At 62.8% G+C, this 21,985-nt stretch carries 21 protein-coding genes and 3 tRNA genes; 13 read left to right on the top strand and 11 right to left on the bottom strand.

What is annotated here, in order from left to right:
- The first annotated feature begins 340 nt into the window (after positions 1-340).
- The 7 genes from VI26_RS18175 to VI26_RS18205 all read left to right on the top strand — a co-directional run bounded on the left by VI26_RS18175 (position 341) and on the right by VI26_RS18205 (position 6,226).
- Positions 341-1,120 (top strand): TetR/AcrR family transcriptional regulator, encoded by a 780-nt coding sequence (locus VI26_RS18175; RefSeq protein WP_053074503.1) that lies wholly within the window; start codon positions 341-343, stop codon positions 1,118-1,120.
- Positions 1,117-2,055 carry an NADP-dependent oxidoreductase gene (locus VI26_RS18180; protein WP_048411166.1) on the top strand — a complete coding sequence of 313 codons (939 nt, stop codon included), beginning with the start codon at positions 1,117-1,119 and terminating at the stop codon, positions 2,053-2,055. Before VI26_RS18175 ends, VI26_RS18180 begins: the two co-directional genes overlap by 4 nt.
- Complete coding sequence (locus VI26_RS18185) at positions 2,048-3,568, top strand: MFS transporter (RefSeq protein ID WP_082151147.1); 1,521 nt, start codon at positions 2,048-2,050, stop codon at positions 3,566-3,568. Before VI26_RS18180 ends, VI26_RS18185 begins: the two co-directional genes overlap by 8 nt.
- Before the next feature lie 221 nt (positions 3,569-3,789).
- Positions 3,790-5,100, top strand: coding sequence for an MFS transporter (locus VI26_RS18190; protein ID WP_048411168.1), 1,311 nt, complete (start codon positions 3,790-3,792; stop codon positions 5,098-5,100).
- Between the two features lie 137 nt (positions 5,101-5,237).
- Positions 5,238-5,555, top strand: a complete 318-nt coding sequence (locus tag VI26_RS18195; protein WP_019103538.1) for a YqjD family protein — start codon at positions 5,238-5,240, stop codon at positions 5,553-5,555.
- A 3-nt stretch (positions 5,556-5,558) separates the two neighbouring features.
- Positions 5,559-5,948: a phage holin family protein gene (locus VI26_RS18200; RefSeq protein WP_048411169.1), complete on the top strand. Its 390-nt coding sequence runs from the start codon at positions 5,559-5,561 to the stop codon at positions 5,946-5,948.
- Positions 5,945-6,226 carry a hypothetical protein gene (locus VI26_RS18205; protein ID WP_048411170.1) on the top strand — a complete coding sequence of 94 codons (282 nt, stop codon included), beginning with the start codon at positions 5,945-5,947 and terminating at the stop codon, positions 6,224-6,226. The genes VI26_RS18200 and VI26_RS18205 overlap by 4 nt, the downstream gene beginning before the upstream one ends.
- On the opposite strand, the gene VI26_RS18210 is transcribed toward VI26_RS18205, so the two are convergent.
- A complete protein-coding gene (locus VI26_RS18210; protein ID WP_048411171.1) occupies positions 6,227-7,207 on the bottom strand; it encodes a hypothetical protein in 981 nt (326 codons plus the stop codon).
- A 118-nt stretch (positions 7,208-7,325) separates the two neighbouring features.
- Here VI26_RS18210 and tadA point away from each other — a divergent pair, with 118 nt between their 5' ends.
- Genes tadA through VI26_RS18225 form a run of 3 tightly spaced genes read left to right on the top strand, consistent with a single transcriptional unit; the run spans position 7,326 to position 9,128 of the window.
- On the top strand, positions 7,326-8,051 hold the full coding sequence (gene tadA / locus VI26_RS23985; RefSeq protein WP_082151148.1) for a tRNA adenosine(34) deaminase TadA: 726 nt from the start codon (positions 7,326-7,328) through the stop codon (positions 8,049-8,051).
- A gap of 4 nt (positions 8,052-8,055) precedes the next feature.
- Positions 8,056-8,715, top strand: a complete 660-nt coding sequence (locus tag VI26_RS18220; protein WP_048411172.1) for a L,D-transpeptidase — start codon at positions 8,056-8,058, stop codon at positions 8,713-8,715.
- Positions 8,715-9,128 carry a DUF2721 domain-containing protein gene (locus VI26_RS18225; RefSeq protein WP_048411173.1) on the top strand — a complete coding sequence of 138 codons (414 nt, stop codon included), beginning with the start codon at positions 8,715-8,717 and terminating at the stop codon, positions 9,126-9,128. Before VI26_RS18220 ends, VI26_RS18225 begins: the two co-directional genes overlap by 1 nt.
- A gap of 53 nt (positions 9,129-9,181) precedes the next feature.
- On the opposite strand, the gene VI26_RS18230 is transcribed toward VI26_RS18225, so the two are convergent.
- From VI26_RS18230 to VI26_RS18245, 4 genes are all read right to left on the bottom strand, one after another.
- The gene (locus VI26_RS18230; RefSeq protein ID WP_048411174.1) at positions 9,182-9,931 is read right to left on the bottom strand and encodes a class I SAM-dependent methyltransferase; all 750 of its coding nucleotides are present in this window, start codon (positions 9,929-9,931) and stop codon (positions 9,182-9,184) included.
- Positions 9,932-10,247: 316 nt separating this feature from the next.
- Positions 10,248-10,323 (bottom strand) — tRNA-Thr (locus VI26_RS18235).
- Positions 10,324-10,477: 154 nt separating this feature from the next.
- Positions 10,478-10,554, bottom strand: a tRNA-Pro gene (locus tag VI26_RS18240).
- Between the two features lie 82 nt (positions 10,555-10,636).
- Positions 10,637-10,713, bottom strand: a tRNA-Pro gene (locus VI26_RS18245).
- Positions 10,714-10,807: 94 nt separating this feature from the next.
- On the opposite strand from VI26_RS18245, the gene VI26_RS18250 reads away from it, so the two are divergent.
- Together VI26_RS18250 and VI26_RS18255 are read left to right on the top strand one after the other, a co-directional pair.
- Entirely contained in the window at positions 10,808-11,794 is a 987-nt protein-coding gene (locus VI26_RS18250; RefSeq protein WP_048411175.1) for a recombination-associated protein RdgC, read from the top strand.
- A gap of 593 nt (positions 11,795-12,387) precedes the next feature.
- On the top strand, positions 12,388-13,167 hold the full coding sequence (locus VI26_RS18255; RefSeq protein ID WP_048411176.1) for a class III extradiol ring-cleavage dioxygenase: 780 nt from the start codon (positions 12,388-12,390) through the stop codon (positions 13,165-13,167).
- Here the strand turns inward: VI26_RS18255 and VI26_RS18260 are convergent.
- From VI26_RS18260 to grpE, 6 genes are all read right to left on the bottom strand, one after another.
- Complete coding sequence (locus tag VI26_RS18260) at positions 13,164-13,349, bottom strand: hypothetical protein (RefSeq protein ID WP_048411177.1); 186 nt, start codon at positions 13,347-13,349, stop codon at positions 13,164-13,166. The two genes, VI26_RS18255 and VI26_RS18260, sit on opposite strands and share 4 nt — an antisense overlap.
- Before the next feature lie 61 nt (positions 13,350-13,410).
- Positions 13,411-14,415 carry a porphobilinogen synthase gene (gene hemB / locus VI26_RS18265; RefSeq protein WP_048411178.1) on the bottom strand — a complete coding sequence of 335 codons (1,005 nt, stop codon included), beginning with the start codon at positions 14,413-14,415 and terminating at the stop codon, positions 13,411-13,413.
- A gap of 152 nt (positions 14,416-14,567) precedes the next feature.
- Positions 14,568-16,067 (bottom strand): sodium:alanine symporter family protein, encoded by a 1,500-nt coding sequence (locus VI26_RS18270; RefSeq protein WP_048411179.1) that lies wholly within the window; start codon positions 16,065-16,067, stop codon positions 14,568-14,570.
- A 274-nt stretch (positions 16,068-16,341) separates the two neighbouring features.
- Positions 16,342-17,472, bottom strand: a complete 1,131-nt coding sequence (gene dnaJ / locus VI26_RS18275; RefSeq protein ID WP_048411180.1) for a molecular chaperone DnaJ — start codon at positions 17,470-17,472, stop codon at positions 16,342-16,344.
- Between the two features lie 144 nt (positions 17,473-17,616).
- Positions 17,617-19,548, bottom strand: a complete 1,932-nt coding sequence (gene dnaK / locus VI26_RS18280) for a molecular chaperone DnaK (RefSeq protein WP_048411181.1) — start codon at positions 19,546-19,548, stop codon at positions 17,617-17,619.
- Positions 19,549-19,664: 116 nt separating this feature from the next.
- Positions 19,665-20,213 (bottom strand): nucleotide exchange factor GrpE, encoded by a 549-nt coding sequence (grpE, locus tag VI26_RS18285; protein ID WP_048411182.1) that lies wholly within the window; start codon positions 20,211-20,213, stop codon positions 19,665-19,667.
- A 461-nt stretch (positions 20,214-20,674) separates the two neighbouring features.
- Here grpE and aceA point away from each other — a divergent pair, with 461 nt between their 5' ends.
- Positions 20,675-21,973, top strand: a complete 1,299-nt coding sequence (aceA, locus tag VI26_RS18290; protein ID WP_048411183.1) for an isocitrate lyase — start codon at positions 20,675-20,677, stop codon at positions 21,971-21,973.
- Positions 21,974-21,985: the final 12 nt, after the last annotated feature.

Here is a 21,985-nt window from a genome sequence, read left to right on the forward strand (position 1 = left end):
GTACATTTCCTTGGTGACGGTATATTTGACGGTATAGCTATTTTCAAACCCACCGATAACCATTGCCCAACAAGGATTACAGCCCATCAATTAACAATTGAGTGGGAGTGAGCCCTGCCAAGCGCTTGATTTAATCAAGCATCCCCAATGCCACTGACGATTGTTTTCACAGCGTCAGTGGCATTTCTTATTGCCTCCCCATCGTTCTCGCCCCACCCCGTGCGTCCAACCCCAGCCATCAATGCGCAAGCGCCGATCTCCCTGGATCGCTGAGCCACACAGCATGCGCAAAAACGAACACTGTTTTACATACGAACAACGTTTGTTATATGATGCGCCCATGGCCAAGAAAAAACCCCATCAGACGGAATCCCTGGACGCTTGGGCGGCGCAGCTGGCCGCCCTGGACGGCGATGACACGACAAGCCGCCGCCGCAAGCCCCCGATCACGCCGCAGCGCATCGTGCAAGCCGCATTGGCGCTGGTGGCCGCCGAAGGTTTCGATGCCTTGACGATGCGCAGAGTCGCCAGCGCGCTGGAGACCGGCCCCGCATCGTTGTACGCGCATGTGCGCGATAAAGCGGAATTGGACGATCTGTTGATCGGCGAGCTATGCGCGCGCGTGGAACTGCCAACGCCAAGTCCCGACGCATGGATGATGCAATTCAAGGCGATCTGTGCGCAGCTGCGCGATCTATACCTCGCCTACCCCGGCATCTCGCAGGCCGCCTTCTCCGACGCGCCGCGCAATCTGCACGCATTGCGGATCAATGAAGGACTGCTCGCGATTCTGCTGGCCGGCGGGGTGGCGGCTCAGCCGGCCGCATGGGCGATAGATGCCGCGATCTTGTATGTCGGCGCCTACAGCCTGGAAAGATCGCTGCGCCAAGCTGACAGCCAGGGTGTCGATGGCCAGCCCTGCGACCGGGACGGGATCGCCGCGCGGCTACGGATGCTGCCCGCAAGTCATTTCCCGCACACGGTAGCCCACTTACGGGAAATCGTCGCCGGAAATGGACACGAACGCTTCGACTTCACCTTGGACCTGCTGCTGCGCGGACTGACTCTGAACTCGCCGCAACCAGGCCAGGAGCTAGCCGCTGGGCCTGGAAAACCATGAAGGCACTGCGTTTCAGCGCATTTGGCGGCCCCGAGGTGCTGGAGATCGCCGAGCTGGCCGAGCCGCATCCCGGTCCCGGCCAGCTCAGGATCGCCGTGCGCGCCGCCGGCGTGAACGCCAGCGACTGGAAAAAGCGCCAGGGATTGATGGATCAACAGCTCCCTCAGACGCTGGGCTACGAGGCAGCCGGGATCGTCGACGAGCTCGGCGCCGGTGTCAGCGACGTGGCGCTTGGCGATCGCGTGTTCGGCTTCTGCCTGGATGGCGCGGCTCAAGCCGAATTGGCGGTGCTCACCCACTACGCCCCCATCCCCGCCACGCTTGAGTTCGCTGAGGCGGCCGCCTTGCCTGCCGCGATAGAAACCGCCGCCCGCGCGCTGGATCAACTCGGTGTCGCCGCAGGCGACACGCTGCTGATCAACGGAGCGTCCGGGAATATCGGCGCCGCCGCCGTGCAACTCGCCGTAGCGCGCGGAGCGCGTGTGATAGGCAGCGCCAGCCCAGCCAAACACGCCTTGCTGCATGCGATGGGCGCCGAAGCCGTTGCATACGGCGCAGGCATGATGGGGCGTATCCGGGCTTTGGCGCCGGCCGGAATCGATTTGGCGCTTGATGTCGCCGGCAACGGCATCCTGCCTGAGCTCATCGGCCTGACAGGAAGCCCACAACATATTGTGACCGTCGCCGACGTAGACGGCGCCGCGCAGCATGGCGTGCGTTTCAGCCGAGGAGACGATGGCCGCGCGCTCTACGCGCTCTCGCAGATCAGCGCGCGGATCGCCGCGGGGCGCTTCACACCGCCCGCCGTACAGACCTTCCCGCTCTCCCGCGCCGCCGCTGCGCACTGCGTGGGCGAGGCTGGCCGCGCCACCGGCAAGCTGGTTCTGCTCATCCACCCTCCCGGCGCCCCAAATAGGCACGCGCAAGATGAATGACAAACTGCCGCCGGACCCATGCTGCCGATTGGCGTCTGTCAGCACGGAACCACACGGGCACGCAGCGCAGCGGAGGCCGGACGCCTCCGGTCGATGGCTGGCGCTCGGTGTGTTGAGCCTGGCGCAATTGATGGACGTGTTGGACAACACCATCGTCAACATCGCTTTGCCGTCCGCGCAGCATGACCTGGGATTTTCCAGCGCCGATAGGCAATGGATAGTCACCGGCTACACCCTCGCGTTCGGAAGCCTCTTGCTTCTGGGAGGCCGGCTCTCCGACCTCTTCGGGCGCAGGCGGATGTTCCTGATCGGCGTGATCGGCCTGCTGCTCGCCTCAGCGATGGGCGGCGCCGCCGCCAGCTTCAACGCGCTGCTCCTGGCCCGTATCGGCCAGGGCACTTGCGCGGCGCTGCTCGCGCCGGCGGCCCTGTCCCTGCTGTCCGTGATTTTCTCGGACCAGGCGGAGGAACGTGGCCGCGCTTTCGCTGTTTTCGGCGCTGTTTCCGGCGTAGGCGGCGTACTGGGCCTGCTGCTGGGCGGCGTGCTCACCGAGACGCTGTCATGGCGCTGGAGCCTCTACGTCAACCTGATTTTCGGCGCGGTCGCGCTGCTGGGCGCGCTGGCCTTCCTGCCCCGCGACGATAGCCCGCAGCGCATGCCGCTGGACCTGTCTGGCGCCATCGCCGCGACGCTTGGCCTGCTTGGCATCGTATCCGGTCTCGGCAACGCCGCCGCCAATGGGTGGAGCGGCTTGGGCACCCTCGGCCCGCTCCTCGCCGGGCTGGGGCTGATGATCACTTTCGTGCTCATCGAACATCACGCCGAGCAGCCGATGTTGCCGCTGCGCATTGTTCTCGATCGAACCCGCGGCGGCGCCTATCTGACGCTGGGCGTCACCGGCATGGGCATGTTCGCTGTCTTCCTGTTTCTAAGTTACTACCTGCAAGACATCCTGAAGTTCGGCCCCATTCTGAGCGGCGCGGCCTTCCTGCCCATGATAGGCGCAGTGGTCGTCAGCTCCATCGTCTCCGGCGCGGCGCTGTTCCCGCGGATGGGCCCGCGCTGGCTGGCATCCGCCGGGTGCGGGCTGGCAGCTGTCGGCATGGCCATGTTCACCGCCACCGACGCAAACTCCAGCTATGCCGCGCACATTCTGCCGCCGCTGCTGGTGAGCGGCCTGGGCTTCGGAATGATCATCAGCCCGGTGCAGAATGCCGCGACCAGCGGCGTCCAGCATCAGGACGCGGGCGCCGCTTCCGCGCTGGTGAGCGCGGCTCAGCAGATCGGCGGAGCGATCGGAATCGCCGTATTCAATTCGCTGTCCTCGACCGCCATCGCCGCCCACACCGCGCGGCATGCCGCGAGCGCATCCCGCCCGGCAAGCATCATCGATGCGACGCTCGCGGGAAACCATCTCGTTTTTGGGGCCGCATGCGGCGTTTTCCTCTGCGGCGGCATCCTGGCCGCCTTACTGTTCCGCAGCGGCCCCATTGCGCCTCGCCCCCTGGCATGAGCTGAGACGGGGCGCGCCCGGCCATGGCCAACACTGTTTATGCCATCAAGATGCAACTGACTATCGCCACCGCAGCCGACACGCGCTAAACTGGCCGCATGTTTGCCATACCGCCATATTCGCATCGCCTTAATCAGGCGGCAGAAACCCAAGGCCGCGCCGCCGCCGGCGCGCATTAAGCCTCGCAGCCAGCACCCGCACCATCCCGAGCCCATCGTTCCATGACCGCCATGATCACGCCCGCCGCCACCGCTTTGTCCCGCTCCGACTACCGCACGCTCGGACTGGCCGCTTTGGGCGGCGCGCTCGAAATCTACGATTTCATCATCTTCGCCTTTTTCGCCGCCACGCTGAGCCAGTTGTTCTTCCCGCCGCAGATGCCGGAATGGCTGCGCCTGCTGCAAACCTTCGGCATCTTCGCCACCGGCTACCTCGCGCGGCCGCTGGGCGGCGTGCTGATGGCGCACTTCGCCGACCGTCTCGGCCGCAAGCGCATGTTCAGCCTCAGCATGCTGATGATGGCCGGCCCCTGTCTGCTGATCGGCCTGCTGCCCACCTATGCCCAGATCGGCTACCTGGCGCCGCTGCTGCTCTTGTGCCTGCGCCTGCTGCAGGGCGCCGCGGTGGGCGGCGAAGTGCCCAGCGCCTGGACCTTTGTCGCCGAACACGCGCCGGCGCGCCATCGCGGCTACGCGCTGGGCCTGCTGCAGGCCGGTCTGACCATGGGCTATCTGCTGGGCGCGCTGACCGCCACCTTGCTGGCCGAAACCTTCAGTCCCCAGCAAATGCAGGACTACGCCTGGCGTTTGCCCTTCCTGCTTGGCGGGCCCTTGGGGCTGTTCGGCGTCTGGCTGCGCCGCTGGCTGAATGAAACCCCGGTGTTCGTCACCATGCGCGCTCAGCGCGCGGAGCGCGCCTATCCGCTGCTCGAGGTGCTACGCGTGCATAGGCGCACCTTGCTGCCCGCGGCGGCGTTGACCTGCGTGCTGACCACCGCGGTCATCATTCCGGTCGTGGTCACGCCCACCCTGCTGCAACAGCATTTCGCCTGGCCGGCCAAGCAAGCGTTCGCGCTAGGCAGCCTGGGCATCGTGTTCCTGAACCTGGGCTGCGTGATCGCCGGCCGCGTCACCGACCGCATCGGCCCGGTGCGCAGCCTGGCCCTGTACAGCCTGCTGCTGCCGCTGGGCGTCGGCCTGCTCTACGCCAGCCTGATAGGCGGCTGGCGCTGGCCCGGTCTGGCCTACGCGCTGACCGGCCTGTGCTGCGGCATCGTCGGCGTGGTGCCTTCGGCGATGATCAGCCTGTTTCCCGCCGATATCCGCGTTTCCGGCATCGCCATCACCTACAATATCGCCTATTCGCTATGGGCCAGCGCCGCGCCCCTGCTGCTGATCGCCGCCACGCCGTGGAGCCCCTGGGTCTCGGTCTGGCTTGGCTTGGCCATGGGCGGCGTAGGCCTGTTCACCGCCAGCCGCTTCCGCGCGCCGAAAGCCCCGGCTTGGGAAAACGCCGCCTACGGCCGGGTTTGACCTGGCTCGCACCTGTCTTGATCAGCGTTTGACGTCAACGGCGCGGCCTGTTAGGTTCAACAGCAGCCAGCATGTTTGCTGCACCGCGGGCCCGCATCGCGCCGCGGATTTTCCATCATTTAAGCCAGGAGGTCTTTATGTCCAATGCCGCTGCAATCGCCAAGGAAAAAGAGCAATTACTGGATGACGTGCGCCAGGTTCTGGTCAGCACCGAGGAACTGATCGACGCTTCGCTGGATGACGGCAGCCAGAAGAGCAAGGAAATCCGCCAGCGCGTCAGCGAAAAGCTGAAAGTGGCCAAGGCCAAGCTGCTGGACGCCGAGCAAGTGGTCGTCGGCAAGGCCAAGGTTGCAGCCAAGGCGACCGATCAATACGTGCATGAAAATCCGTGGAAGTCCATCGGCATCGCCGCCGGCGTCGCCTTCCTGCTGGGCATGCTGGTCTCCCGCCGCTAAGGCATGCCGCAACGCCAAGCTCAAGCCCGCCCCGGCAGCCTGCGCTCCTTCGCCGGCGGCGTGGCTTCCTTGCTGCTGACCCGGGCGGAATTGCTGACGCTTGAAGCCCAGGAGCTCAAGGACGAGATCATCGCCAGCCTGTTCACCGGCATGCTGGCCCTGATACTGATCGCCGTCGGCCTGATGGCGGGTTTGTTGCTGATCTGGACTCTGACCCCGCCGGCCCAGCGCGCCTGGGCGCTGGGTGCCTGCGCACTGCTGTTCTGCGGCGCCGGCGCGCTGCTGGGTTTTCGCCTGCGCCAACGCCTGCGCGCCCAGCCCGCCGCCTTCTCCGTCACGCTGGACGAAGTCCGCAAGGACTGGGCGGCCCTGGGCGGAGGAGACGCGCCGTGAGCCCGCAAGACCGCGCCATCAAGAAACAGCTGCTGGTGATGAAGGGCGAGGCGCTCAGAGTCAAGCTGCGTCTGGAATTGGACAGCCTGCGCCGCCACCCCCTCGGCGCCGCGGGCGAAGGCCTGAAGGCCTGGGGACGGCAGCGCGGCATCGGCAAGGTGCTGACCATGCTGGGCAGCCTGCTGCCGCCGGGCGGGCGGCTGCAATCCTGGCTGGGAACCGGCGCGCGGCTATGGGCGCTGTGGCAGTTGGGCCGCCGGTTCTGGCGCAAAAGCTGATCAGGCCTGGACGTTCACATTCGCGCCGGCGTCCGCATCGACGTGGACCTGGACGTCCATTTCTCCGTTTTCCGAGATTTCCCCCGTCTCCAGCATCTTGTCGATGGAGGCCATGTCCTTCTCCATCTCCTTCATCATCTTCCTGAATTCCTGATCCGCCTGCAGCTGTCGCGTCTGCTGCTTGAGCCAATTTTGCAGCTGCTTCAGCTTCATCACGATGTCCTGGATCGTTCGATCTCCAGCCACCGGATTGCCGCCGGACAACGGATTGCCCCCGCCCGTGCGCGGCGTGGCGCCATCGTCGCGCGCGGCAGCTGCACTCTTGTCGCCATTGGCGGCGGCCGCGTCGCCACGTGCGCCGGCGGCGGCGGGCGCTCCTTCTTCCCCGCCTTTGGCCTGCTGCGGCTCATCCTCGGCCGCGGCGGCCTGGGCCTGAGCTTGGGCGGCCGCGCCGGAGGCGTCTCCGCCGCCGTCACTGGCAGCGGGCGCGGCGTCACCCGCCGCCGCAGCGCTCGCGGCAGCCACCGCATCGCCGCCCATGCCCACCGACATCATGGAATCGGCGGCATTCTGGGTCATGCTGGCCACCAATTGCTTCAGCTCTTTGACCGCGCGCGCCAGCTCCGCCGCCAGCGCTTTCAGGCTGGCCTTGTCGCGCCCCGCCATCTGCACCATCTGCAGCAGCATGTCCACCTTCTTCTTCAGCAGCGTCTTCTGCATATCGTCCACTTCGGGCGAACGCTTGGGCAGCGGTTTCAACGCCACCTTCAACTGCCGCATATAATTGCCCAGGGTTTGCTGCAGCGAGGACTGCAAGGCTTGCTTGGCCTGCAGGCTGTCATCCGCCTTGGGCTTGGCGCCGGCTACGGCTGCCACCGCGGCCTGGCTAGTATCCGTGGCGGCGGAACTGGCCGACGCGGAGGAGGGCCGCCGGTACAACTCGGCGGCATAATTTGGCGAGAAGGGCTTGATCACGGACATATAAGGCATTTCTTATGGGTATCCGTATTTATCGGCCATAATCGGTCTTTCTTTACGCTAAAATCGACATCATGCAAGATATGCCCGCTCCCACCCTTTTTTGCGCAGAATCCCCGACGTGACGCTAGCTTCTCCTCCGCTCCCCCCCGCCGCCATCGGCTGGCTGCAGGATATCGGCGTGACGGACGCCGACGGCCTGCGTCGACGCGGCGTCGTGCTCGCCTTCCTGCAATTGAAAAGCCGCGGCCACACCGCTACCCGCAAGCTGTTGTTCGCGCTGGAGGCCGCCTGCCGCGGCATACACTGGAACCAGCTCAGCGCCGATGACAAGGCACGGCTGCTGCAAGAACTGGCGGAACACCCCCCGGTCATCGCTCCGCCGCCGGACGCCGATATCGCCCGCTATCTGGCCCAGGCGCTGGACCTGGCCGCGTTGGCCGCGGCGGCGGATGAAATCCCCGTGGGCGCCGTCGTGGTTCGCAACGGTGAAATCATAGGTCGCGGCTACAATCAACCTATAAGCCGACGCGACCCCAGCGCCCACGCCGAAATCCTGGCCTTGCGCGACGCCGCCACCACACTGGGCAATTACCGCCTGGACGGCTGCGATCTGTATGTCACGCTGGAGCCCTGCCTGATGTGCAGCGGCGCCATCATGCACGCCCGCATCGCCCGGGTGATCTATGGCGCGGCCGACGCCAAGACCGGCGCGGCAGGCAGCGTGCTGGACGCGTTCGCCAATAGTCGGCTCAACCATCACGCCGCGGTATTCGGCGGCAGGATGGCGGACGATTGCGCGCAACCCTTGACGGCTTTCTTCCAACAACGCCGCCAGAAAGGCTGATGCCATGCCGCGCCTTTTACTCGCGCTATGCTTGTTGAGCGCCGCAGCCGGCGCTGCCGCTGACGACGACAAGGTCCTGCCGCAGGTCGACCCCATCGCCGTGGCCGCCTTCGCCGCCGGACAACAGATTGCCGCGCCCTTGCTGGAGACGCGCCCCAATGCGCGCCGCTACGGCGCGCCATGGATTCTGGTGGGAGTGAAGAGCCAGACCTTGAAGCTTTACGACGGCTGGGGCCGCCAACAGCGCGAATACGTGGTGTCCACCGCCCGCAAGGGCGTGGGCGAACTCAGTGGCAGCTATCAAACGCCGCGCGGCTGGCACCGGGTTTGCGAGCGCATCGGCGCCGGCGTGGAAGCCGACACCATTATTTTTCGCCGCAAGGTCACGCCCTGGAAATACACGCCGGAACTGCATGCCCAGTATCCGAACAAGGACTGGATCCTCACCCGCATCCTGTGGCTGTGCGGCGAAGAGCCGGGCAAGAACCAAGGCGGCGAGGTTGACAGCTATAATCGAGCCATTTATATCCATGGCGCCGGGGAACACGTGCCCTGGGGCAGCCCCAGCTCCCTCGGCTGCGTGCGGATGAAGAATCCGGACGTAATCGAATTGTTTGACGCCACCGACAATGGCATTGATGTCCTGATTGATGAGAACGCCTGATGCACTCCGCACTGAACCTGACCACGCCCGCGCTGTTGTTTCCCGCCATTTCCCTGCTGCTGCTGGCCTATACCAACCGCTTTCTCGGCCTCGCCAGCATCATCCGCAATCTGTACGAGGAGTACCGCGATAGCCAGGACCCCAAGATCCTGCGCCAGATCGGCAATTTGCGCACCCGCATCACCCTGATCAAATGGATGCAGTGCCTGGGCATCGCCAGCCTGTTTCTGTGCACGGTGGCCATGTTCCAGGTTTATACCGGCTGGCAAGCCTGGGGAGAGCTGACCTTCGGCATCAGTCTGCTGTGCATGATCTGCTCGCTGGCGGTTTCGCTGATCGAACTGCTGCGCTCTTCGGACGCGCTCAACATCCTGCTGTCCGATCTACAGGCGGAATACGACAAGCGGCGCTAACAGCCGATTCAATGTCCGCTACGCGTCAGCGATGCCGTGAAAGAGCCCTAATGCTAGGGACGCCGCGCCACCAGCAGGCTCAACGGCATGCTGACGCGGCGCGCCAGTCCGCTATCGCCCCAGGCGCGGGCGATGCGGCCGGAAGCGTCGTCGAGTACGTGCTCGCCCAAGGTTTGTTTACACAACTTACTGGCGGACAGGGTATTGAGAAAGCCCAGGAATTGCTCCAGCGTCCAATCGCAGTCAATCGCCAGTTCCGGCGTGTCCAGTAGCGGCAAGGGACAGCCAGCGGTCGTGTAGCCATCCCAAAGAATTTGGCAGCGACTGGACCAGAACGGCTCGACGATGGAAGTCAGAATCGCCGCGGCCCGATCCACCTCCGGCGACACCCGATACAGATGATAGCCCCAGGCGGCGAAAACGCCCCCGGGCTTGAGCACCCGGCCCACCTCCGGCCAGAACGACGGAAAATGGAACCAGTGCAGCGCTTGCGACACGGTGATCAGATCGAAGCTCGCATCGTCGAATGGCGTGACCTCGGCTGGGCATTCTCGGTAATACACTTGATTATGCGCTTCGGCCTGGCCTAATTGCGCCGAGCTGATATCGGTGGCGTCCACGCGCGCGAAACCGTCTCCCAATCGCACCGCCGTTTGACCATTGCCGGTTGCGCAATCCCACGCCCGCTCCTGCGCGGCGCACAAGGGCAGCAGCCACTGATACAGCGCTTCGGGATAGGCCGGCCGAAACCGGGCGTACAGGTCGGAATACAGGCTGAAAGTGGCGACGGAATTGGATAGCATATTCGCTCTCTACAATTGCTGTAGCTTTCAATTAGATGACAGTCGGCACTGCCATGTCCATTCGTCATAACAGACGTTCACAATATATTTCAGCCGGCCCGTATTCTCAAGCCGTCCGTTAGCGTCCGTGCGCAATACGGCCGCCAGAAAATGCTTATATCATATCAAGAGGGCGGTAACCAGCCCGCGAACGCTGGTGAATGCGAAGACAGTGGAGGATGCGAGGCAAGCGGGAATGGAAAATATCTGGAATAAGAATTAAGACACCATGCAAAAAGCCTGCTTTAGCGGGCTTTTTGACTTTGCCAGGAGAGGGTGGTGCCGGTAAGAGGAGTCGAACCCCCGACCTTCGCATTACGAATGCGCTGCTCTACCAACTGAGCTATACCGGCACATCACTTCCGCCTCGAAGCAGAGCGCGTAATAATAAACAGTTTCTTGCGCTTTGAAAAGGGCTGGAACGCATTTGCCGACAACGCGTTTAAATTCATTGCCGTCCAATGCAAAAACCCTGAATTCAAATAAATGAATTCAGGGTTTTAAATCTGGTCGGAGTGAGAGGATTCGAACCTCCGGCCTCTACGTCCCGAACGTAGCGCTCTACCAGGCTAAGCTACACTCCGCTTTTACTGCACTCAGCGCCTAGCGCCGAGGAGCAGAAATTTACTACATCCGATGTTTTCTGACAAGCTTTTTCTATTCAGCTGGTCGGAGTGAGAGGATTCGAACCTCCGGCCTCTACGTCCCGAACGTAGCGCTCTACCAGGCTAAGCTACACTCCGACGACCATCTGCAAACTCATCCGAAAACCACCCCGCTGCCGTCTTGGCTGCGGTACAATCTGTGGCATCAGAGGACGCGCATTATGGAACAAATATGTGGTTTAGGCAACTATCTTTTTACCGTTTGAATCAAGACGACGCTCCTAATAACGAGCAGCTCTCCGCCGCGCTGGAAAAGCGTCCATTCCAGCATTGCATGGGACTGGACTGGTTCAGCGAGGGCTGGGTGCCCGCCGCCGGCCATCTGGACGCGCCGGTCTACGCCGTGCGCGGCTGCCAGATGGTGTCGCTGCGCCGCGAGGACAAAGTGCTGCCGGCATCGGTGATTCGCGACTTCGTCGAACTCAAGGTAGCGGAAATCGAGGACAAGGAACTGCGCAAGGTCGGCCGCAAGGAAAAGCTGGCGCTGAAAGAACAGATCACCGATGACCTGCTGCCGCGCGCCTTCGTGCGCAGCAGCCGGATGAGCGCCTTTCTGGATACCCGCCGCGGCTGGCTGATGGTGGACTCGGCCGCCGCCAGCAAGGCGGAAGCGCTGGTATCCAAGCTGCGCGAAGCGCTGCCGCCCTTCCCCGCCGCGCTGCCACGCACCAAGATCGCGCCGCATACCGCGATGACGGACTGGCTGGCGGCCGGTGAAGCGCCGGCCGGCTTTGAGTTGGACTCCGATTGCGAACTCAAGGACAGCGGCGAAAACGGCGCGGTAGTGCGCTGCGCGCGCATAGACCTGACCGCGGATGAAATCCGCCAGCACATCGCCACCGGCAAGCAAGTGACCCGAGTCGGCCTGATCTGGCAGGAAAAGATCCGCTTCCAGCTGACCGATATGCTGCAGTTGAAGCGGCTGCAGTTCCTAGACCTGTTGCAGGACGAGGCCAGCCAGGCCGGCGACGACCGCGAAAGCCTGTTCGAAGCCACCTTCACCCTGATGAGCGAGGAATTGGGTGAACTGGTGGATGCGCTGGTTGCCGCGCTAGGTGGGCTGGAAGACTCGCCGAGCCCGACCGCTGCCGCGCCGCAGACGGCCGCGCCAGGCACCGTCCCTGCCACAGCTGAAGGCGCCGAAGTCCCCTGGGATTGATGCCTCCGCCCCGCTCGCGCGTTCTGCGCGGGCGGGCTAGCCGCCCGCCGCGGCATCCAGTCGTTCTAAAATAGCCCTACGCTAACATCACCAGAAAAACAATCAATTTAACAAATAGATAGCAGCCGTCGATACTGGGACCACCTCATCCAAGGACAAGCCCAATGAAAACGGAAAACTGGCAGGACTTCTGGCTGGAACTAAGCGCCGGCTTCGCCTGGCTGCAATAAAAGCGCTGGCAAGCATGCGCGGCAAAGGGCAATATTCTTTGACATACAAACAGTAATGATTATCATTCAATAAAGGAGAGCATGATGACCATGTATCGACAACAGCTGAGGCGCCTGAAACGGCAGGCGCCGCCAAGCCAAAGCCAGCTACGGCGCGGCCTGGGCTTCGCCATTTTCATCGCCGGTTGCCTCATTCTGCTCGGAGTACTGCATTAGCCCTGCCATCACTTGGTTAAGTATGCCAGAGCAAGCCCAGCCCAACTATTTCCAATAAGTAAACAATAAAGCCAACAAACAGCGGTTTATCATGGAATACCGCTGTATTAAGCTGAAGCTATCCCTAGAATGATGAAAGCTTCAGCCATGACCGATCGCCTGCCCGCGCTGTTCATTTCGCACGGCGCCCCCACCCTGGTGCTGGAAGACAGCCCAAGCCGCCACTTTATCGCCCAGTTGGGAACGGAACTGCCGCGTCCGCGCGCCATCGTCATCGTTTCCGCGCACTGGGAAACCCGCGGCCTGGTGGTCAACCACAATCCACGCCCGGAAACCATTCACGACTTCTACGGCTTTCCCGAGGCCCTGTATCGCCTGAGCTACCCGGCGCGCACCGATGCCCAGCTCTGCGCGCGCCTGCATGAATTATTCGCCGCCGCAGGCTTGCCGGCGCAGAGCACCGAGCAACGCGGACTGGATCATGGCGCCTGGACGCCGCTGATGCTGATGTATCCGCAGGCCGACATTCCCATCGTCAACCTGTCGCTGCCGCATCAGGCATCGGCCGCTGAGCTGATGCGCATAGGCGAAGCGCTGCGTCCGCTGCGCGAGGAGGGCGTCCTGATCATCGCCTCCGGCAGCTACACCCACAATCTGCGCGCGCTGGCGCCGGAAGGCTCGGCACCGGCGCCGTGGGCGCTGGCGTTCCGCGACTGGCTGGACCAGCGGCTGCTGAATGGCGAACAGCAGGCGCTGGCCGACTGGCTGCAGCAAGCGCCTTATCCGCGCCACAACCACCCCAGCGACGAACACATCGCTCCGCTGTGGATCGCGCTGGGCGCCGGCGGTGCCGGTGCCACGGCCAGCAAGCTGCACGACGACTGGCGCATGGGCAATCTGTCCATGGCCTGCTGGCGCTTCGACTAGCCGCCCGCCGCCGGCGGCGCGTCGTCGTCCTGATTCTCATCGTCCCAGCCCAGCGGCTTGACGCCGGGCGGCAGATCCGGCGGCGGCTCGCGCCTGGCCAAGCGGATCAGAATGCCCAGCGCCGTCACCGCCGGCGCGGCGGCGATGAGGATCCAGAACAGCGTGGAATGCATCAAATCCATGTCCGCTCCAATGCAAAACGCCCCGGTCCAAGCCGGGGCGCGATGGCTTGAGCGCCGACGCTCAACGCTGGCGCAGCAAGCGCGCCGCGTCCAGCGCGAAGTAAGTCAGAATGCCGTCCGCGCCCGCGCGCTTGAACGCGATCAGGCTTTCCAGCATGCACTTTTCCTCGTTCAGCCAGCCGTTCTGGAACGCCGCCTTCAGCATCGCGTATTCGCCCGACACCTGGTAGGCGAAGGTTGGCACCCGGAACGTGTCCTTGACGCGGCGAATCACATCCAGATACGGCATGCCCGGCTTGATCATCACCGCATCGGCGCCCTCTTCCAGATCCTGCGCCACTTCCTGAATCGCTTCGTCCAGATTGGCGGGATCCATCTGGTAGTTGTTCTTGTCGGCCTTGCCCAGATTGCCGGACGAGCCCAGCGCGTCGCGGAACGGGCCGTAGAAACCCGACGAGTACTTGGCGGAATACGCCAGGATCTTGGTGTGGATATAGCCTTCTTCCTCGAAGGCCTGGCGAATCGCGCCGATGCGGCCGTCCATCATGTCGGACGGGCCGAACATGTCGACGCCGGCCTCGGCATGACAGAGGCCTTGCTTGATCAGGATTTCAGTGGTCTCGTCGTTGAGCACATAGCCGCTGTCGTCGATCACGCCGTCCTGGCCGTGAATGGTGTAGGGGTCCAGCGCGCCATCGGTCATCACGCCCAGTTCCGGAAAGCGCTTCTTCAGCTCTCGCACCACGGTAGGCACCAACCCTTCCGGGTTGTAGGCCTCTTGTGCGTCATTGTCCTTGCCCGACTCTATCACCGGGAATAGCGACAGCATCGGAATACCCAGTTCCAACGCCTGTTCGGCGGTGTAGAGCAGCTTGTCCAGGGTCTGGCGCGGCGCGCCCGGCATGGACGGCACTTCCACCACCCGGTTCTGCCCTTCCATCACGAATACCGGATAGATCAGGTCATTGGCGGTCAACACGTTTTCACGCATCAGGCGGCGGGAGAATTCATCTTTGCGCATGCGGCGCATGCGAGTGGCGGGGAAATAGCGATTGGCAAAAATCATGACAATTCCATTGAAAGGATTAGCCCGGCCATTGTACGCCTGTTGCCGCCAGCCCGCAGCGCACAGCCCGCGCCGAAACAGAGTGTTCTGTATTCGGCACGGCGGGCGGCGCCGGATCTTGCCGGCGCGCCCGCCTCCAGGCATGGCCAAACTCAGATCTGGCGCGGATCCGGCTTGCCGGGAACGGCCTGCGCAGCCTGCTCCACCGCCAGGTTTTCTTCCGCGCGCCGTCCTTCCCAGTAGGCGGCATTGACGATGCCTAGCTTTTCCGGATGGAACACCGGGTCCAGACCCCGCGCCTGCTGCGCTTCGTAGTCGCGCAGGCAGGCCAGCGCAGGCTTTTGCAGCAGGATGATGGCGATGATGTTGAGCCAGGCCATCAGGCCGACGCCAATATCGCCCAAGCCCCAGGCCAGGTCCGCGGTTTTGACCGTGCCATACACGGTCGCCGCCATCAGGGCGATCTTCAACACAAAGCTCAGCCACGGCTGATTCACCTTGCGGTTGATGTAGGCGATATTGGTTTCCGCGATGTAGTAATAGGCGACGATGGTGGTGAAGGCGAAGAAGAACAGCGCCAGCGCAACAAAGATGGAACCGAAGCCCGGCATGATGCTTTCCATCGCGATCTGCACATAGCCCGGCCCCGCCGCCACGCCGGCGATGCCGGTGTACATCGCCTGGCCTGCCGGGCCCTGCACATTGTACTGGCCGGTGATTAGCAGCATGAAGGCGGTGGCGGAACAAACGAACAAGGTGTCGATATAGACCGAGAACGCCTGTACCAGGCCCTGCTTGGCCGGATGCGACACCGCCGCGGCGCTGGACGCGTGCGGGCCGGTGCCCTGGCCCGCTTCATTCGAATACACGCCGCGCTTCACCCCCCACTGAATCGCCAGGCCGAGAATGGCGCCGAAACCGGCGTCCATGCCAAACGCGCTTTTCAGCACCAGCGCCATCACGCCGGGCAGTTGCTCGATATTCAGCGCGATGATCACGCAGGCGACGATGATGTAGCCCAGCGCCATGAACGGCACCACCGCGCCGGCGAACAGCGCGATGCGCTTGACCCCGCCGAAAATGATGAAGCCCAGGATGATGGCCAACACCGCCGCGGTGACGGTGGGCGCGATGCCGAAGGCATTGTCCAGCGAGGCGGCGATGGAATTGGCCTGCACCCCCGGCAGCAGCACCCCGGTGGCGATGATGGTGGTGATGGCGAACAGCCAGGCATACCATTTCTGGCCCAGGCCCTTTTCGATGTAGAAGGCCGGACCGCCGCGGTACTGGCCATCGATCTTTTCCTTGTAGACCTGACCCAGCGTCGATTCAACGAAAGCGGAGCTGGCGCCGAGGAAGGCCACCATCCACATCCAGAAAATGGCGCCGGGCCCGCCGAAGGTGATCGCGGTGGCGACGCCGGCGATATTGCCGGTGCCGACACGGCCGGCCAGCGTCATCGCCAGCGCCTGAAACGAGGACACGCCGCTGGCGGTGCTCTCGGTATTGAACATCAGCCGCAGCATTTCCTTGAAGTGGCGCAGTTGCAGAAACCGGGTGCGCACCGACAGGTAAAGCCCCACGCCCAGGCACAGGTAAATCAGCGCCGGGCTCCAGATGACGCCGTTGACGGCATTGACCAAATCTTCCATGACATTCTCCTTTGAGCGAAGCCAAGCTCACCGCGCTGACGCTGGGCGGCCCGGATAATTTTTATGTTCTTGCTCCGGAGCGGAGTTCCGGAGCCTCACCAAGATAAGGCCGAACATTGGAACCCTCCAGATAATTCATTTTAAAAAAACGCTCATTACAACAGGTTACCTAAAAACATTTGACCACAAGTGCAAACTGTGTAATTAAAAAAACGGCAAGCGCGCACGCTTGCCGTTTTTGCTCCGACGACCGAGATCGCCGCTTGGTCCTGCTTTAGCCGAAGAAGTCCTTCAGCTTGTCCATGAAGGACTTGGAGCGCGGATTGTGGGTGGCGACATCACCCTGGCTGATGGCGTCGAATTCGCGCAGCAGCTCTTTCTGACGCTCGGTCAGCTTGACCGGGGTTTCCACCACCACATGGCAATGCAGATCACCGTACTCGGTGCCGCGCACCGCCTTCACGCCCTTGCCGCGCAAACGATAAACACGACCGCTCTGGGTTTCAGCCGAAATCTTGACCTTGGCCATGCCATCCAGCGTCGGGATTTCCACCTCGCCGCCCAGCGCCGCGGTGGAGAAGGAGATCGGCATCTCGCAATGCAGATCCATGCCGTCGCGCTGGAATACCGTGTGCGGCTTGATGTGGGTGACCACGTACAGATCGCCGGACGGGCCGCCGTTCTGGCCCGGCTCGCCTTCGCCGGACAGGCGGATGCGGTCGCCTTCGTCCACGCCGGGCGGGATTTTCACGTTCAGCGTCTTGTTGGTCTTCTTCTGGCCCGCGCCGTGGCAGCTGGTGCAGGGATCGGAAATCTGCTTGCCGGTGCCGTGGCAGGTCGGGCAGGTCTGCTGGATGGAGAAGAAGCCCTGGCTCATGCGCACTTGGCCATGGCCGCCGCAGGTGGTGCAGGTCTTGGGCTGGGTGCCGGGCTTGGCGCCGCTGCCGTGGCAGACTTCGCATTCCTCGTGCGAGGGAATGCGGATTTGCTTCTCGCAGCCGCGCGCGGCCTCTTCCAGCGAGATTTCCATGTTGTAGCGCAGGTCCGCGCCGCGGTAGACGTTGGAACGCCCGCCGCCGCCACCGCCGCCGGAGCGGCCGCCGCCGAAGATGTCGCTGAAGATGTCGGCGAAATCGCCGAAGCCGCCAAAGCCCGCGCCGCCGCCGGCGCCGGCCTGCGGATCCACGCCGGCGTGGCCGAACTGGTCGTAAGCGCCGCGCTTCTGGCTATCGGACAGAATCTCGTAGGCTTCCTTGACCTCTTTGAACTTCTCTTCCGCTTCCTTGCTGTCCGGATTGCGGTCCGGGTGATACTTCATCGCCAGCTTGCGGTAAGCCTTTTTGATGTCGTCGTCGGAGGCGTCGCGATTGACGCCCAACACATCGTAGTAATCTTTCTTGGACATGTTCCTGTCTCTCTCAAAATTCAGTCGGCTCGGGGAGCAAGCCCCCTAGCGCGGCCGGCCACCATACGCCAATGACCGGTCCGGGCCGCGGAACACTCCGGCGGGCCCGGCCCGGTCATCAGGCGTCAAGACATCGGCTGGCGATTAAGCCTTGTCTTTCTTCACTTCTTCGAACTCGGCGTCGACGACATTGCCGTCTTCCTGCTTGCCGGCCTGAGCGTCCGCGCCGCCCTGCTGGGCGCCGGCTTCAGCCTGCTGAGCCTGGGCGTACATGATTTCGCCCAGTTTCTGGCTGGCCTTGGCCAGTTCTTCGGTCTTGGCTTCGATCGCGGCCTTGTCTTCGCTCTTGGCCACTTCCTCGGCCGCCTTCACCGCGTCTTCGATCTTGGCCTTTTCAGCGGCGTCGATCTTGTCGCCGTGCTCGGCCAGCGATTTCTTCACGCTGTGGATCAGGCCTTCCGCCTGATTGCGGGCGGTCACCAGCTCGTGCAGCTTCTTGTCTTCCTCGGCATTGGCCTCGGCGTCCTTCACCATTTGCTGGATCTCGGCTTCGGACAAGCCCGAGGAAGCCTGGATGGTGATATTGGCCTGCTTGCCGGAAGCCTTGTCCTTGGCCGACACGTGCAGAATGCCGTTGGCGTCGATATTGAATTCCACTTCGATCTGCGGAATGCCGCGCGGCGCAGGCGGGATGTCGCCCAGATTGAACTGGCCCAGGCTCTTGTTGGCGGAAGCCTTCTCGCGCTCACCCTGCAGCACGTGAATGGTCACCGCGGTCTGGTTATCGTCGGCGGTGGAGAACACCTGCGACGCCTTGGTCGGGATGGTGGTGTTCTTCTGGATCAGCTTGGTCATCACGCCGCCCAGGGTTTCAATGCCCAGCGACAGCGGGGTCACGTCCAAGAGCAGCACGTCCTTGCGGTCGCCGGACAGCACCGAACCCTGGATCGCGGCGCCAACGGCCACGGCTTCGTCCGGGTTCACGTCCTTGCGCGGCTCCTTGCCGAAGAACTCCTTAACTTTTTCCTGCACTTTCGGCATGCGGGTCTGGCCGCCGACCAGGATCACGTCGGAGATCTCGTTGACCGACAGGCCGGCATCCTTCAGCGCCACGCGGCACGGCTCGATGGAGCGCTCGACCAGATCTTCCACCAGGCTTTCGAACTTGGCGCGGGTAATCTTCATCGCCAAGTGTTTCGGGCCGGTCGCGTCCATGGTGATGTAAGGCAGGTTCACTTCGGTCTGGGTCGCGCTGGACAGCTCGATCTTGGCCTTTTCCGCCGCTTCCTTCAGACGCTGCAGCGCCATCACGTCGTTCTTCAGATCCACGCCCTGTTCGCGCTTGAACTCGGTCACGATGTAATCGATCACGCGCTGGTCGAAGTCTTCGCCGCCCAGGAAGGTGTCGCCGTTGGTCGACAGCACTTCGAACTGGTGCTCGCCGTCCACGTCGGCGATTTCAATGATGGACACGTCGAAGGTGCCGCCGCCCAGGTCGTATACCGCGATCTTGCGGTCGCCTTCCTGCTTGGACAGGCCGAAGGCCAGCGCCGCGGCGGTCGGCTCATTGATGATGCGCTTCACTTCCAGGCCGGCGATGCGGCCGGCGTCCTTGGTGGCCTGACGCTGGCTGTCGTTGAAGTAGGCCGGCACGGTGATCACCGCCTCGGTCACTTCTTCGCCCAGATAGTCTTCCGCGGCCTTCTTCATCTTGCGCAGCACTTCGGCGGACAGTTGCGGCGGAGCCAGTTCCTGGTCGCGTACCTTGACCCAGGCGTCGCCGTTCTTGGCCTTCAGGATTTCGAAAGGCATCAGGTCGATGTCCTTCTGCACTTCCTTGTCTTCGAAGCGTCGGCCGATCAGGCGCTTGGCGGCATAAATGGTGTTGCGCGGGTTGGTCACCGCCTGGCGTTTGGCCGGCGCGCCGACCAGGATCTCGCCATCATCCATGTAGGCGATGATGGACGGAGTGGTGCGAGCGCCTTCGGCGTTCTCGATCACTTTCGGGGTGCCACCCTCCACTACCGATACGCAGGAGTTGGTGGTGCCCAAGTCGATACCAATGATTTTACCCATGTCGAAGTTCCTTTATCTCAATTCGTTTCGGCGGCCATTTGCTTGATAGCAACCGCCTGTTGTCTCAATAGGTATTGGCTATGCCCATTATTTCAAGAGGAGCATGCCAGCCTTTTTTATGCTTTTGCCTTGGCAACCACGACCATCGCCGGACGCAGCACGCGGTCGGCGATCTGATAGCCCTTTTGCATCACGCGCACGATGGTATTGGGCTCGGCGTCGGATTCTTCCGCGCTCATCGCCTGATGCTGGTGCGGGTCCAGCTTGTCGCCTGCCTTGGGCGCGATGTCCTTGATCTGCGCCTTTTCGAAGGCGGACACCAACTGCTTCAGCGTCATGTCCACGCCCATCTTCAGGGTGTCGATCTGGCCGCTCTGGTCCAGCAGCGCCATTTCCAGATAGTCCTTCACCGACACCAACTCGCCGGCGAACTTGGTGATCGCGTATTTATGGGCGGAGGCCAGTTCCTCCTGCGCGCGGCGGCGCTGGTTTTCCTGGTCGGCGCGGGCGCGCAGCAGCGCGTCCTTCAGTTCCGCCACTTCCGCGTTCAGCGCGGCAAGCTGCTGCTCCGGGCTCAGTTCTTGCTCCACAGCCTGTTCCGCCACCGTCGCGTCGATATTGTCATTGTCCACGGCGTCAGCCGCGATGTTTTGGTTTTCCTGCATGGCGATTCCTCGGATTTGGATTCAGCGGTACGAATAGTCCCGACTCAAGGTAGGGGCTTCGTCGTGGAATTCAAGTCCTGAAAACGACTGAACGGCTTCAGAACGCCGCAAGCGGGCGCCAACACGCCAATGTGCGTTTGCGGACTTTTATTTTCAAAAAGCAAACGCTTGAGCGAGTCGCAATATTCGTTTTAGGAAAGTTGCTGTTAGCTTTTGAAAATCAACAATTTTCTTTGTGCTGCACTGCACACAAGCGTTTTTTTTTGTGCTAATAATTGAGCCACACCCGCAAGTGCTCCGCCCGAACAGCCCCTATCCGCAAGGCTGGCACGGCGGACATGCCGAGCCGGCCCCATGAGGGCCGACCGCAAGAAAATCCGGAAAACCGGATAGCCAGATCGCTTAATGAGGACGCCGGCGCCTGCCGGCGCGCACAGAAACGTATCGAGAAGGGTTTTAGCATGACGACTCGCGAACAACGCATTGCAGCCATCCAGAAAGACTGGAACGAGAATCCCCGCTGGAAAGGCATCAAGCGCGGCTACAGCGCCGCCGATGTGGAGCGCCTGCGCGGCTCGCTGCAGATTGAGTACTCGTTGGCGCGCAACGGCGCGGACAAGCTGTGGGGCCTGCTCCACAGCGAGCCGTACATCAACTGTCTGGGCGCGCTGACCGGCGGTCAGGCCATGCAGCAGGTCAAGGCCGGCGTCAAGGCCATCTATCTGTCCGGCTGGCAAGTGGCCGCCGACAACAATGAATACTCGGCGATGTATCCGGACCAGTCGCTGTACCCGGTGGACTCGGTGCCCAAGGTGGTAGAGCGCATCAACAACGCCTTCACCCGCGCCGACGAGATTCAGCATTCCAAGGGCGTGGCCCAGGGCGACGCCGGCTTCATCGACTACTTCGCCCCCATCGTGGCGGATGCCGAGGCCGGTTTCGGCGGCGTGCTGAACGCTTATGAGCTGATGAAGGCGATGATACGCGCCGGCGCCGGCGGCGTTCACTTCGAGGACCAGTTGGCCTCGGTGAAAAAATGCGGCCACATGGGCGGCAAGGTGCTGGTACCGACCCAGGAAGCAGTCCAGAAGCTGATCGCCGCGCGCCTGGCCGCCGACGTCTATGGCGTGCCTACCCTGGTGATCGCCCGCACCGATGCCGAAGCCGCCGATCTCTTGACCAGCGACTGCGACGAGCGCGACCGCCCCTTCCTGACCGGCGAGCGCACCGCCGAAGGCTTCTACAAGACCAAGAAGGGCCTGGAGCAGGCTATCAGCCGCGCCATCGCCTACGCCGACTACGCCGACCTGGTCTGGTGCGAAACCGGCACCCCGGATCTGGAGTTCGCGCGCAAGTTCGCCGATGCGGTGCATGCCAAGCATCCGGGCAAGCTGCTGGCCTACAACTGCTCGCCGTCCTTCAACTGGAAGAAGAACCTGGACGACGCCACCATCGCCAAATTCCAGCGCGAGCTGGGCGCGATGGGCTATAAGTACCAGTTCATCACCTTGGCCGGTATCCACAATATGTGGTACAACATGTACGACTTGGCACAAGATTATGTTGCCCGCGGCATGTCTGCCTATGTCGAGAAAGTACAGGAGCCGGAATTCGCCGCTCGCGAGCGCGGTTACACCTTCGTGTCCCACCAGCAGGAAGTGGGTACCGGCTACTTCGACGATGTCACCACCGTGATCCAGGGCGGGCAGTCCAGCGTCACCGCGCTGACCGGCTCCACCGAGGAAGAGCAATTCCATTGAGCCGCCGCTGAT

Origin of the sequence: Chromobacterium sp. LK1, assembly GCF_001043555.1 — a bacterium.
GTDB classification, from domain to species: Bacteria; Pseudomonadota; Gammaproteobacteria; order Burkholderiales; family Chromobacteriaceae; genus Chromobacterium; species Chromobacterium aquaticum.